Source organism: Neisseria gonorrhoeae, from assembly GCF_013030075.1.
Classification (GTDB): Bacteria; Pseudomonadota; Gammaproteobacteria; order Burkholderiales; family Neisseriaceae; genus Neisseria; species Neisseria gonorrhoeae.
Map to the genome: position 1 here is coordinate 184,245 of NZ_AP023069.1, position 13,175 is coordinate 197,419.

Here is a 13,175-nt window from a genome sequence, read left to right on the forward strand (position 1 = left end):
GGCGGACTTTACGGTTTAAGGGCGGATAAGGGGGGGCGGTATCCCAAATCCTGCAACATGGAAACGGTTTCATAAACGGGCAGCCCCATAATGCCGCTGAAGCTGCCTTCGATAGATTGGATAAAGATACCGCCTATGCCTTGCACGGCGTAGGCACCGGCTTTCTCCATCGGTTCGCCGCTTTGCACATAGGCGGAAATTTCTTCCGAACTCAGGGGCTTGAAAACGACGCGGTTGGTTTGGACGCGGCTTGACGTTTTGCCGCGATAATGAATGCAGACAGCAGTCAGGACGGTATGTTGTTTGCCGGACAATCGGTTTAAAAATTCGATTGCTTCGGCTTGGGAGCGAGGTTTGCCCAATATGATGCCGTCTGAAAAGACGCAGGTGTCGGCGGTAATCAGGGGGAAATCGGGCATTGCGCCGTTGGTTTCGCAAAAGAGGGTCAAAGCCGCCTGATTTTTTTCTTCCGCCATCCTTTGGACGTAAGGGGCGGGCGTTTCGCCGGCTTTAACGGTTTCGTCGATGCCGGCGGGCAGCTTGACGACCCGATAGCCCAACTGTGTCAGGATTTCCATCCGGCGCGGGCTGCCCGAACCTAAGTAAAGGGTGTTCACGGTGTGCTCCTTAATGTGCGGCGGGGCTTCAGACGGCATAGTGTCAGGTTTTTGCAGGCGGCTGTATGTCGCCATCCTGTTCTGAACGTGGAGTGAAGAAGCGTCCGAACCAAATGCCCGCCTCGTATAAGAGGATCAGCGGAATGGCAAGTAGGGTCTGAGAAATAATGTCGGGCGGCGTGATGACTGCGGCAACGACAAACGCGCCGACAATGACATAAGGCCGGGCGTGTTTGAGCTGCTCGGTCGTGACTGCGCCGATTTTGGTTAACAGGATGACGACGATGGGCACTTCAAATGCCGTGCCGAACGCAACGAACATACCTAAGATAAAGGACAGGTATTTGTCTATGTCGGTCGCCATATTGACCCCGACGGGGGTTACGCCGGCAAGGAATTTGAAAATGACGGGGAAAACCAGGAAATAGGCAAATGCCATGCCGATGAAAAACAGGCTGACGCTGGAGAGGACGAGCGGCGTAATCAGGCGTTTTTCGTTTTGGTAGAGTGCGGGGGCGACGAATGCCCAGATTTGGTAGAGCGTATGCGGCAGTGAAACCAAAAACGCCGCCATCAGGGTAACTTTGACCGGAACGAAAAACGGTGCGATGACATCGGTCGCAATCATACTGGTGTCTTTGGGCAGGTTTGCCATCAGCGGGTCGGCGATAAAAGTATAGAGCTGCTGGGCAAACGGCATCATGCCGAAAAAGCAGACGAGAATGCCGACAACCATCCACATCAGGCGGCGGCGTAGCTCGATGAGGTGTTCGACAAGCGGTTGGACGGTTTGTTCGTTTTGTGTTTCGGACACCGGATGCCCCCTTTATGATTTACGGACGCGCAATTTCGGTTTGGCGCGGTGTTTCGGACGAAAATCGCGTTTGCGGTTTATTGCCTGTTTGCGCAGGGAAGTGGTGTGCGGAACAGGCGTTTCAACAGCAGTATCGATATAGCTGACTTCGACGGCCTGTACGACAGGTGCGGCGGCAGAAGCAGTCAGGTATTCCCGCCATGCGCGGTCTTTGTCGGTTTCCGCAGGTTCGGCTGTACTGCCGGTTTGCCTGTCGTCCCCAAGGGTTTCGGCGGAAGTATCGGAACGTTCAGACGGCATAACGTCGGAAATGCCGTCTGATACGGTGTTTGCCGTATCGGGAAGGGGATTGCCGTTTTCATCGACACCGAAATCGGCAGGCGTGCGCTGTTCGGGCAGTTTTTCCCAAGGCTTCAGACCGTCGGAAATGTCGTGCAGACTGTTCTGCATATCCGTATCGGTTTCTTTGAGGCTGTCTCGAACCTGAGCGGCGGCAGCTTCGAATGCCTGCTTGACCTTCCTCAGCTCTTCCAGTTCGATTTGAGTGTCAAGTTCTTGTTTGACGCTTCCTACAAAGCGTTGCAGCCTGCCGATAAGCCGTCCGGCAGTGCGGGCGGCTTCGGGCAGGCGTTCTGGACCAAGGACAATCAGGGCGATAATGCCGACAAAAATCAGCTCGCCCAAACCGAAATCAAACATAAGTTATGCTTTGTCTTCGTCTTTTTTGTGTTCGATTACATCGTCTTTTTGGGCTTCTTTGCCGTCTGTGCCTTCGTTCAGCCCCTGTTTGAAGTCATGAACCGCACCGCCGAGGTCTTTGCCGACGTTGCGCAATTTTTTGGTGCCGAATATCAAAACGACGATAATCAGTACGATAATCCAGTGCGTCAGAGAAAAACTGCCCATGATGTATCCTTAAGTAAGTATTAGGGGTTGATTGTGAAATAACGGTTTATACGGGTGTGCCCATGATGTGTATATGCAGGTGGAAGACCTCTTGTCCGCCGCCTTTGCCGGTATTGATAAGGGTTTTGAAACCGTCGGTCAGTCCCGAAGCTTTGGCGATTTCGGGAACTTTCAGCATCATTTTTCCCAAAAGGGGCTGATGTTCGGGCGCGGCGTGTGCCAACGAATCAAAATGGACTTTGGGAATCAGCAGCAGATGAAGCGGAGCGGCGGGGTTGATGTCTTTGAAACAAACCATTTCGCCGTCTTCATAGACGGTTTGCGCCGGAATCTCTTTGGCGGCGATTTTGCAGAAAATACAGTTGTCCATAACGGCTCCGTTGCCGTCTGAAAAAAGCACGCAGACGGATTAAACGTGGAAGGGATGAGATTGTAATATAAATTCAGGATTCTGTACGGGCGGCTTTTTCGGCCAGCCCCGACAGCCCCTGACGGCGGGAAAGTTCGTCCAATACGTCTTCCGCCTTCAGGTCGTGGTGTGTCAGAAGAATCATGGTGTGGAACCATAAGTCGGCAACTTCGTAAACCAGGTGGGACGGGTCTTTGTCTTTGGATGCCATCAACACTTCGCCCGCTTCTTCAATCACTTTTTTTAGGATTTTGTCCTCGCCCTTGTGCAGGAGCTGTGCGACGTAAGATTCGGACGGGTCGGCAGATTTGCGCTGTATAATGGTTTGTTGGATGGCGGATAGTACGGAATCTCCCATGATTTTCCTTCTGTTTGTTTCTGTTTGTTCGGAATGATAGGCTAAACGGCTGCTCTCGGGCAATACGCCTGTTGCGTTTCGTTGGAAAATGCCGTCTGAGCGTTTCAGACGGCATTTGTGCTGTTGCAAATGTAATTTGCTTACAGGTTTGGATTCACAATAATTTTAACGGCGGATTCGTTGTTGTGGATCAGACGCTCGAAGCCTTCGGAAACCAGTTTGTCCAGCTTGATGCGCTGGGTGATGAAGGGTTCGAGGTTGATTTTGCCTTCTTCGACCAGTTTGATGGTTTCCGCGTGGTCGTTGCAGTAGGCAATCGTGCCGCGCACATCCAGTTCTTTCATCACGACGCTGTGGACGTTGACGGTGGCGGGGTGGCTCCAGATGGATACGATAACCAAGTTGGCGCCGGGTTTGCAGGCTTCGACCAAAGTATCCAACACTTTGTTCACGCTGGTACATTCGAACGCCACGTCCACGCCTTCGCCGTTGGTCAGTTTTTTCACTTCTTCAACAACATCGACTTCGGACGGGTCGAGGATGTAGTCGGCAACGCCGGATTCGCGGGCTTTGTCTTTGCGTGCTTTACTCAACTCGGTAATGATGACTTTGATGCCTTTGGCTTTCAACACGGCGGCCAACAGCAAACCGATCGGGCCTGCGCCGCCGACCAATGCGACATCGCCTGCTTTCGCGCCGCTGCGTACATAGGCGTGGTGTCCGACAGACAGAGGTTCAATCAAAGCAGCTTGATCCAACGGGATTTTGTCGGAAATCGGATGCACCCAACGGCGTTTGACGGCGATTTTTTCGGACAGGCCGCCGCCGCAGCCGCCCAAGCCGATAAAGTTCATGTCTTTGGAGAGGTGGTAGTTGCTGCCTTCGCCGGTCGGTACGTCGTCGCGGATGATGTAGGGTTCGACCACGACGTGTTGGCCGACTTTAATGTCGTCCACGCCTTCGCCGACGGCATAAACCACGCCGGAGAACTCGTGTCCCATCGTTACGGGCGCGGACTCGCCGGAAATCGGATGCGGATGACCGCAGGGCGGGATGAAAATCGGGCCTTCCATAAATTCGTGCAGGTCGGTACCGCAGATGCCGCACCAGGCGACATTGATGCCGACGGTGCCGGGGGCGACGGTCGGTTCGGGGATGTCTTCGATGCGGATGTCGCCTTTGTTGTAAAAACGTGCTGCTTTCATTGTAACGCTCCTTGTTTTCAAGTAGGAATGCCGTCTGAATCTAGCAGGCGGCGGTTGAAATGGGAATGGCGTGAAGAAGCCTGACCGTTTCCGATTGAATCTGTTTAGATATTTTACTACAAACTGAGACCTTTGCAAAATTCCCTTCCCTCCCGACATCCGAAACCCAAACACAGGTTTTCGGCTGTTTTCGCCCCAAATACCTCCTAATTTTACCCGAATATCCCCTTAATCCCCCCCGGATACCCGATAATCAGGCATCCGGGCCGCCTTTTAGGCGGCAGCGGGCGCACTTAGCCTGTTGGCGGCTTTCAACAGGTTCAAACACATCGCCTTCAGGTGGCTTTGCGCACCCACTTTGAGCAGCCCGAAATAGGCTGCCCGCGCATAGCGGAATTTACGGTAGCGGCATAAGGTGCTGCAACCGGGGATGCCCGGTTCGTCAAAACGGCAAAACAGGTTGAAACCGATGCGGGTGATGAGGCTGTGTTCGAGTTCGGGATCGGAGAGGCTGTGCCATTGTCCGGGCAGGACGGCTTTGAACATGGACGACAGGGGATGGGCGGGACGGCCGCGGCGGTCTCGGAGGTAACGGGTTTTTTGACGGATCAGGTATTGTTCGATCGGCTGCCAATCAATCACCTGGTCCAACTCCGATAGCGGGAAGCGGCCGATGTGTTTGGCAGTCATGGCTTGGGCGGTTTGCCGGAAGAAGGTGTTCATGGGAAATCCCCTAAATGCCTTGGTGGGAATTTAGGGGATTTTAGGGGAATTTTGCAAAGGTCTTCGGGTTTGTATTATAAGATTTGGGAAGGTGGTTGGAGAATGCCCGCGCTGCCGTTTTTCAGAACATCTATCCCTATGCTTGTCCAAAATCGTATGGAGTCGATTTTCAACCACAACAAAGATGCCATTTTCTTGGAAGGATGGAGCTTGGGTGATGCCGCCATGATTATGGAACTTTTGTGGCAAAACATAAGCACTTCACGAAGAGAACTTACCAAACTGTTTTTATATAAAAACTTTTGGGGTTGTACTAGATAACCAGACCAAATTCCCATTAACTAATTGTCTTAAAATCTAAATTTGAGATTCTATTTCAAATGCCATTGGCATTTCTTTAAATATAGCCCCAAATGCTCTTTGGGAATGCCGTTAAACTTACGTAAATGGCTAAATTCACTAACATCAAGCACATCATAACTACGAAAGGTATCCGTGTATACAATGCCATCAGGCTTAACTTTCTTTCGGATAATTGGCAACAATGTCGCTGATTGCGCATTAGGGACAACGACGGTATAAACCTTATATATTGCGTCCCTAAGAAAGGGCATTAATTTTTGTTAATCGCCCCTTCTTAGGGACGCAATATATAAGGGTAATCCCATGCGTAACACCGTAGGATTGGACATATCCAAGTTGACTTTTGACGCAACGGCCATTGTCGGCAATGCCGAATATTCGGCAAAGTTTGACAACGATTCAAAAGGTTTAGATCAGTTTTCGGACCGGTTGAAAAGCTTGGGATGTCAGAATCTGCATATCTGCATGGAGGCAACGGGAAACTATTATGAAGAAGTTGCCGACTACTTCGCGCAGTATTACAGCGTTTACGTAGTGAACCCGCTGAAAATAAGCAAGTATGCAGAAAGCAGGTTCAAGCGAACCAAAACAGGCAAACAGGATGCAAAACTGATAGCGCAGTATTGCCGGTCGGCGCAGGAAAGCGAGCTTGTAAAGAGGCAGAAGCCTACGGACGAGCAATACAGGCTTTTACGGATGACCGCAGCATACGCGCAAATCAAAAGCGAATGCGCGGCAATGAAAAACCGTCATCACGCGGCAAAAGATGAAGAAGCGGCCAAAGCATATGCGCAAATCATCAAAGCCATGAATGAACAGCTTGAAGTTTTAAAGGAGAAGATAAAAGAGCAGACGGAGAAGCCTAACTGCAAGGAAGGCGTGAAGCGTCTTGAAACCATACCGGCAATAGGCAGAATGACCGCAGCCGTATTGTTTCATCATCTAACATCTTCGAAATTTGAAACATCAAACAAATTTGCAGCGTTCGCAGGCTTAAGCCCGCAACAAAAAGAATCCGGGACAAGCGTAAGGGGAAAAGGCAAACTGACCAAGTTTGGCAACAGGAAATTACGCGCCGTCTTGTTTATGCCGGCCATGGTCGCATACCGGATAAGGGCATTTCCCGACTTCATCAAAAGGCTGGAAGAAAAGAAGAAGCCTAAAAAAGTCATCATCGCAGCATTGATGCGTAAACTCGCCGTTATTGCGTATCACGTACATAAGAAAGGCGGAGATTACGATCCATCGCGTTACAAATCGGCGTAAATCCCGAAAGGAAAAAAGGCATTTTTTAAATGCCTGCTTTGCCGCGTCTGAAATCCGGTGAATTTTCAAATATTGAAATTCAATGGGTTGAAAATGAATTGTAAAGATGCTGTTGTCAATTAAAGTAGTATCTTGTCATTCCCGCAAAAGCGGGAATCCAGATCATTGGGTAGCGGCAATCTTCAAAAGTCGTCTGAAAAATCAGAAGTTCTAGATTCCCGTTTTCACGGGAATGACGGAATTTCAGACGGCATCCTCCCGCCCCGTCATTCCCGCGCAGGCGGGAATCTAGTCCGTTCGGTTTCAGTCATTTACGATAAATTCCTGTTGCCTTTCATTTCCGGATTCCCACTTTCGCGGGAATGACGGTTTGGAAGTTGCCTGAAACTTGAAAACAACTAAAACTGAACGAATCGGATTCCCACTTCCGTGGGAATGACAAACTTTAAGGTGTGATGACTTATCCAAAACAGTCGAAACGCAAAAACCGGTTTCTCGTTTGCATAAGAACGGCAAATTTTTCGGTGTCTTGTTTTATGGGCGTTATCCCTTGTCCGCTCCGTAGGGCAGGTAAACGTCGAAGCGGGTGCTTTTGCCGGTGTATTGGTAGGCGGGGGCTTGTCCGGCAAGGTGTTCGCCGAGGCGCGGGCGTTTGACGACGACGCGTTTTTTTGCCGTTTGGCGTGCGGTATGAAGGAGGATGACCTCATCTTGCGCTTCGCCGACAAGCCGGTGGAAATAAGCCATTTCTTTTTTGACGGCGGCACTTTTGCGGCGTTCGGGATACATCGGGTCGAGATAAACGATGTCGGGTTTGCCTTGTGTTTTAACAAGGGCAGGCATTTGTTCGGCGGCATTGCCGAAATGGAGGTTGATGCGCGCGGCGGTGTCTTGCGTTTCGGGATTGAGGAGGGCGCGGCGGATGCCGTCTGAAAGCAGGCAGGCGACGGCGGGATGTTGCTCGAAGGCGGTAACGGTCAGTCCGAGCGAGGCGAGGACGAAGCTGTCGCGCCCCAATCCTGCGGTTGCATCCCATACGGTGGGGTGCGCGGTGTGGTTGACGGCTTTGGCGATGAGTTCTCCTCCGCCTTTTGTGCGCCGGTATTGTGCCGCGCCGGAGGTAAAATCGACGATGACGTTGCTTTTTTCCCCGACAAGCCTGAGGCTGACGGTATCGTGTTCAGCAAGGAGGTAACTGCCTTGTTCGGGCGGTTGGGAAACGGGCACGAGGGGGAATGCCCGTATCAGGGTGCGGACGGCTTCGGTGGCGGTATCGTCAATGAGGATGTCGGTCATGGTGTATTGTGTCCGTTCGGTCGTGGGGCGAACCCGCTTCCCCGTGCCGTTTCAGACGGCATTTTTTCGGGTGGGCGGAGATGGTGCGGATGCCGTTTGTCAGTCTATGTTGAGGCGTTCCATACGGTAGCGCATAGAGCGGAAGCTGATGCCCAAGCGTTTGGCGGCTTGCGTGCGGTTGCCTTCGGTTTGTTTGAGGACTTGTCCGATGATGTCGCGTTCGATTTTGTCGAGATAGTCCTGTATCTGCATGGTATCGGGGTCGAACGGGAGAAGGCGGGACGGTGCGGCGGCTGTTTCAGACGGCAAGGTATCGGCAACGGGGACGGCGGTTTCCGTCCGGACGGGTTTGTGGTGCACATCTTGGATTTGCAGGTCGTCGATTTGCACTGTATATCCGACGCACAGGGCGACGGCGCGTTCGAGGATGTTTTCGAGTTCGCGGAAATTGCCCGGATAACTGTAATTCAGGAGCATCTGTTGCGCGGCGGGGGAGAGTGTGTAGGGCCGGTTGTTGTGGCTGTGTTTGTACAGGAGGTAGGGGGTGGGCAGCTTCAAATTTTCGCGCATTTCACGCAGGGACGGCATATTGAGGCTGACGACATTGAGACGGTAATACAGGTCTTGGCGGAATGCGCCGCTTTCGACAAGGGCTTCGAGGTTTTTGTGGGTGGCGCAGACGATGCGGACATCGACGGGCTGCTCGGTCGCGTCGCCGATACGGCGCACGGCTTTTTCTTGAATCGCGCGCAAGAGTTTGACCTGCATGGAAAGGGGCAGGTCGGCCACTTCGTCCAAAAATAAAGTGCCGCCGTCGGCGTGGCGGATGGCGGACATCGGGTTGCGGATTTCGTGGGCAAGGTTGGCGGTCAGTTGTCCGAGCGCGGCAAGTTTGACGGACAGGGCTTCCGCCTGAATTTCGCTTTGCGGGCGGATATAGAGGATGAGCAGCTTGTTCTGCTTTTTGTTCATCGGCACGGCGCGGATGCGGGCGGTCAGTTCGGGCGTGTCGATATAGTGTTCGAAGGTGCGTGAGGATGTTTTATCCCATAAGATGGCGACAGGGTCGAACAGGGAGGTATGCTGTCCGATTTCAAGCATGGGGAGCAGATCTTTTGCCTTTTTATTGAACAGTATGGTCTGATGCTCGACGTTGATGACGACGACCGCTTCCTGAACGCGGTTGAGCACGATTTGGTTCAAGCCCCTGATACGGCGGTAGGCGACGTGGTTTTCATGGGCAAGTTTGCCGGCACGGTCGATGTATCTGACCGACAGCGAGGCAATCATAGCGACGAAATAGGAGCCGGCTACGACGACGAAGGTATTGGTGACGGTTTTTGCATCCAGAATCAGCGGATACATATTGATATTGCTGTCTGCAAGGGCGTTGAATATCAGCAGGATGGATGCATAGCTGGCATAGAGCAGGGGATAACGCCCGTAACTGAGTAGGCAGGAGCTGCCCACGAAGGGCAGGATCAGGATGCCGAACCCCGAATCGATGCCGCCGAACAGGTAGGTCAGCACGCCGATCATCGTGATGTCGGCCACGGCGCTGAAACTCGGTATTCTCAAAGCCTGCCATTGCCATTGCCATTGCGGGTTGAGGGTGGAAAAGAAAATCAGCCAGCAGGCAATGGCAAGCCACAAGTAAAACGCCCACGCCGTCCATGAGGCGTGCAGGTTCGCACGGCTGCCGGTTTCCAGCCCGAGGATGTGCATAATCATCAGCGGGAAAACGATGGCGACGCGGATGATGTTGATCAGATTGGGAATCCGGTCTTTGAGTTTTTCAAGTTCGCGGGGGTTGGAAATCACCATAATATGTGCGGAACCGGGTTTATTTGGGGGAAGAAAGCTGTTTCAGGCTGCCCGATATGGGCAACAGTCTGCCTTTTTTGCCGCGTTTTGCCTCAATCAGGGCGACGGGGAGGCGGTCTTTGTGCGCCGCGCCGCGCCTGCCTTCGCTTTCAATCAGGATTTCCGGCTCGGAAGAAACGGCGGTATGCGTCATCGATTCGCCGGCGTTTAATCCGATGATTTGCAGTCCTTTGCCTTTCGCCATAATTTTCAATTCGCCGATGGGGAAGGCGAGGGCGCGGTTTTGACTGGTGGCTGCAATGATTTTGCAGTCGGGGTTGATGAACGAGGAGGCATAGACGGCAACCGGCGGCAGGACGGTTTCGCCGCTGTCTGCGGTCATCACCACTTTGCCCGCTTTCACGCGTCCGACCATATCGCCCAGCTTGGCGATAAAGCCGTAGCCGCCGCTGCTTGATAATAAATAATGTTGTTCCGGCAATCCTGTCAACATCGCGACGGGTTTCGCGCCGTTTTGCAACTCGATTAAGGAGGAAACCGGTACGCCGTCGCCGCGTCCGCCGGGGATTTCGGCGGCATCGATCGAGTAGGTTCTGCCCGATGAATCGAGGATGACGACGGGTAAAACAGTGCGGCCTTCAAGGGTTTGTTTGAGGCGGTCGCCTTCTTTGAACGCGGTTTGGCTCAAATCGAGATTATGTCCGGCACGGCTGCGTATCCAGCCTTTTTCCGACAAAATCAGCGTGATGGGTTCGTCGGCGGCGGTTTGTGTCAGCACGGCGCGTCCGGCCTCTTCCACCAGCGTGCGGCGCGCGTCGCCGAACTGCTTCATGTCCGCCTGCATCTCTTTGATAATCAGCTTGCGTTTTTCGTTTTCGTCGCCCAAAAGGATGTTCAGACGGCCTTGTTCTTCGCGCAATTCGTTCAATTCTTTTTCGAGTTTGAAACCTTCCAAACGCGCCAGCTGACGCAGGCGGATTTCCAAAATGTCTTCGGCCTGGATTTCGGTCAGCCCGAATGCCGCCATCAAATCGGCTTTCGGGTCGTCCGATTCGCGGATGACTTTAATCACTTCGTCGATGTGCAGAAAGACTTTCAGACGGCCTTCGAGGATGTGCAGCCGTTTTTCCACTTGGTTTAAACGGAATTTCAGACGGCGTGTTACGGTAACGATGCGGAAATCCAGCCATTCCTGCAAAATCGTTTTCAGGTTTTTCTGCGCGGGGCGGTTGTCCAAACCCATCATCACCAAGTTCATGGACACATTGCCTTCCAGCGAAGTTTGCGCCATCAGCGTGTTGATGAAGGTATCGGTATCGATGCGGCTGGATTTCGGTTCAAATACAAGGCGCACGGGATGTTCGCCGTCGGACTCGTCGCGCACGCGGTCGATTAAATCCAGCATCAGCTTTTTGGTATTAAGCCGGTCTTGGTTGAGCTGCTTCTTGCCCGCTTTCGGTTTCGGGTTGGTTTGCTCTTCGATTTCGGCAAGGATTTTGGCGGAATTGGCGTTCGGCGGCAGTTCGGTTACGATGACGCGCCACTGTCCGCGCGCCAATTTCTCGATTTCATAACGCGCACGCACGCGCACGCTGCCCTTGCCGGTTTCGTAAATACGGCGCAATTCGTCCGCCGGCGTGATGATTTGACCGCCGCCGGCAAAATCGGGAGCAGGAATATATTGCATCAGGTCGGCGGTTTCCAGCGTCGGTTTCTTCAACAGTGCAATCGCCGCCTGCGTGACTTCGTTCAAATTGTGCGACGGAATCTCGGTCGCCATACCCACCGCGATGCCCGACGCGCCGTTGAGCAACACCATAGGCAAGCGGGCGGGAAGGTGCAGCGGCTCGTCAAACGCGCCGTCGTAGTTCGGCATAAAATCCACCGTCCCCTGATTGATTTCGGACAATAGCAATTCCGCAATCGGCGTCAGCCGCGCTTCGGTGTAACGCATCGCCGCCGCCCCGTCGCCGTCGCGCGAACCGAAGTTGCCGATGCCGTCGATTAAGGGATAGCGCAAGGTAAAATCCTGAGCCATGCGCACCATCGCCTCATAGGCGGAACTGTCGCCGTGCGGATGGTATTTACCCAAAATCTCGCCGACCACGCGCGCCGATTTCACCGGCTTCGCCCCCGCCGTCAAACCCATATCGCGCATGGCAAACAAAATGCGCCGCTGCACGGGCTTTTGGCCGTCTGAAACTTCAGGCAGCGCGCGGCCTTTGACCACGCTCATGGCGTATTCGAGATAGGCGCGTTCGGCGTATCGGCCGAGCATCAGCGTGTTGGAATCGGTATGGGAAGCGTGCGGTTGCGTATTCATTGTGTATGCGGAATGTAAAGCAAAGGACATTATTGTAAATCAAAATGGCAAACCATAGTGGGCGCCGTGCCTGAATCTGAATCAAATACGGGAAATGTGAAAATATGTTATAAATAAAGCTTTCCCACTTTCACACATTGGAGACGATATGGAATTGGTATTTATCCGCCACGGACAAAGCGAATGGAACGCGAAAAACCTGTTTACAGGCTGGCGCGACGTGAAGCTGAGCGAGCAGGGGCTTGCCGAGGCCGCCGCCGCCGGTAAAAAACTGAAAGAAAACGGCTATGAGTTCGACATCGCCTTCACATCCGTCCTGACCCGCGCGATTAAGACCTGCAACATCGTTTTGGAAGAATCCGACCAACTGTTCGTACCGCAAATCAAAACATGGAGGCTGAACGAACGCCACTACGGCCGACTGCAAGGTTTGGACAAAAAACAAACCGCCGAAAAATACGGCGACGAGCAAGTCCGCATCTGGCGGCGCAGCTACGACACCCTGCCGCCGCTTTTGGACAAAGACGACGCGTTTTCCGCACACAAAGACCGTCGCTATGCCCATCTGCCTGCCGATGTCGTACCCGACGGCGAAAACCTGAAAGTAACGCTGGAGCGCGTATTACCGTTTTGGGAAGACCAAATCGCCCCCGCGATTTTGAGCGGCAAACGCGTCTTGGTAGCGGCGCACGGCAACTCCCTGCGCGCGCTGGCAAAACACATCGAGGGCATTTCCGACGAAGACATCATGGGCTTGGAAATCCCGACCGGCCAGCCGCTGGTGTACAAATTAGACGACAACCTGAAAGTCATCGAGAAATTTTACCTGTAAGGGTGCGAAATAAAAAATGCCGTCTGAGGGCTTGAGCATTTCAGACGGCATTTTTGACGGTAAACGTAGGGAGGGCTTCAGCCTGCCAATTAATAATCGAAAAAGAAGAAACAGTAACCGCAGGGTGGGCTTCAGTCCACTAATTGACAAGCAAAAATGAAGAAACGGTGGGCTGAAGCCCACCCTACGCAATTACGCAACTGTTATCGCGGGAATGACGGGATTTTAGGTTTTTGTTT

At 52.9% G+C, this 13,175-nt stretch carries 11 protein-coding genes and 4 pseudogenes; 2 read left to right on the forward strand and 13 right to left on the reverse strand.

Going from position 1 to position 13,175, the window contains the following annotated elements; genetic code table 11:
• Positions 1-8: 8 nt before the first annotated feature.
• The 9 genes and pseudogenes from HT085_RS00910 to HT085_RS00955 all read right to left on the reverse strand — a co-directional run.
• Complete coding sequence (locus tag HT085_RS00910) at positions 9-617, reverse strand: Maf family nucleotide pyrophosphatase (RefSeq protein WP_003690630.1); 609 nt, start codon at positions 615-617, stop codon at positions 9-11.
• Positions 618-660: 43 nt separating this feature from the next.
• Positions 661-1,431 (reverse strand): twin-arginine translocase subunit TatC, encoded by a 771-nt coding sequence (gene tatC, locus HT085_RS00915; RefSeq protein WP_003690632.1) that lies wholly within the window; start codon positions 1,429-1,431, stop codon positions 661-663.
• Between the two features lie 12 nt (positions 1,432-1,443).
• Entirely contained in the window at positions 1,444-2,130 is a 687-nt protein-coding gene (gene tatB / locus HT085_RS00920) for a Sec-independent protein translocase protein TatB (RefSeq protein ID WP_003687486.1), read from the reverse strand.
• Between the two features lie 3 nt (positions 2,131-2,133).
• Positions 2,134-2,337, reverse strand: a complete 204-nt coding sequence (gene tatA / locus HT085_RS00925; RefSeq protein ID WP_002214303.1) for a Sec-independent protein translocase subunit TatA — start codon at positions 2,335-2,337, stop codon at positions 2,134-2,136.
• Positions 2,338-2,383: 46 nt separating this feature from the next.
• A complete protein-coding gene (locus HT085_RS00930) occupies positions 2,384-2,707 on the reverse strand; it encodes a histidine triad nucleotide-binding protein (RefSeq protein WP_003687490.1) in 324 nt (107 codons plus the stop codon).
• A gap of 73 nt (positions 2,708-2,780) precedes the next feature.
• Positions 2,781-3,104 carry a phosphoribosyl-ATP diphosphatase gene (locus HT085_RS00935; RefSeq protein ID WP_003687491.1) on the reverse strand — a complete coding sequence of 108 codons (324 nt, stop codon included), beginning with the start codon at positions 3,102-3,104 and terminating at the stop codon, positions 2,781-2,783.
• Between the two features lie 140 nt (positions 3,105-3,244).
• A complete protein-coding gene (locus tag HT085_RS00940) occupies positions 3,245-4,309 on the reverse strand; it encodes a 2,3-butanediol dehydrogenase (protein ID WP_003690635.1) in 1,065 nt (354 codons plus the stop codon).
• A 393-nt stretch (positions 4,310-4,702) separates the two neighbouring features.
• Positions 4,703-5,032, reverse strand: a pseudogene (locus HT085_RS00945) (transposase); the annotation flags it as partial.
• Between the two features lie 357 nt (positions 5,033-5,389).
• Positions 5,390-5,619 (reverse strand): annotated as a pseudogene (locus tag HT085_RS00955) (IS1595 family transposase); the annotation flags it as partial.
• A 79-nt stretch (positions 5,620-5,698) separates the two neighbouring features.
• Here HT085_RS00955 and HT085_RS00960 point away from each other — a divergent pair.
• A complete protein-coding gene (locus tag HT085_RS00960; protein WP_048596855.1) occupies positions 5,699-6,661 on the forward strand; it encodes an IS110 family RNA-guided transposase in 963 nt (320 codons plus the stop codon).
• Between the two features lie 543 nt (positions 6,662-7,204).
• Here the strand turns inward: HT085_RS00960 and HT085_RS00965 are convergent.
• From HT085_RS00965 to parC, 4 genes and pseudogenes are all read right to left on the reverse strand, one after another.
• Complete coding sequence (locus tag HT085_RS00965; protein WP_003690639.1) at positions 7,205-7,957, reverse strand: class I SAM-dependent methyltransferase; 753 nt, start codon at positions 7,955-7,957, stop codon at positions 7,205-7,207.
• A gap of 99 nt (positions 7,958-8,056) precedes the next feature.
• Positions 8,057-8,233, reverse strand: a pseudogene (locus tag HT085_RS12230) (helix-turn-helix domain-containing protein); the annotation flags it as partial.
• 87 nt (positions 8,234-8,320) lie between these two features.
• A pseudogene (locus HT085_RS00970) lies at positions 8,321-9,781 on the reverse strand (sigma 54-interacting transcriptional regulator); the annotation flags it as partial.
• A gap of 19 nt (positions 9,782-9,800) precedes the next feature.
• Entirely contained in the window at positions 9,801-12,104 is a 2,304-nt protein-coding gene (gene parC / locus HT085_RS00975) for a DNA topoisomerase IV subunit A (protein WP_047917667.1), read from the reverse strand.
• Between the two features lie 148 nt (positions 12,105-12,252).
• Between parC and HT085_RS00980 the strand changes: the two genes are divergently transcribed.
• Positions 12,253-12,936, forward strand: a complete 684-nt coding sequence (locus HT085_RS00980) for a 2,3-diphosphoglycerate-dependent phosphoglycerate mutase (RefSeq protein WP_003689726.1) — start codon at positions 12,253-12,255, stop codon at positions 12,934-12,936.
• Positions 12,937-13,175: the final 239 nt, after the last annotated feature.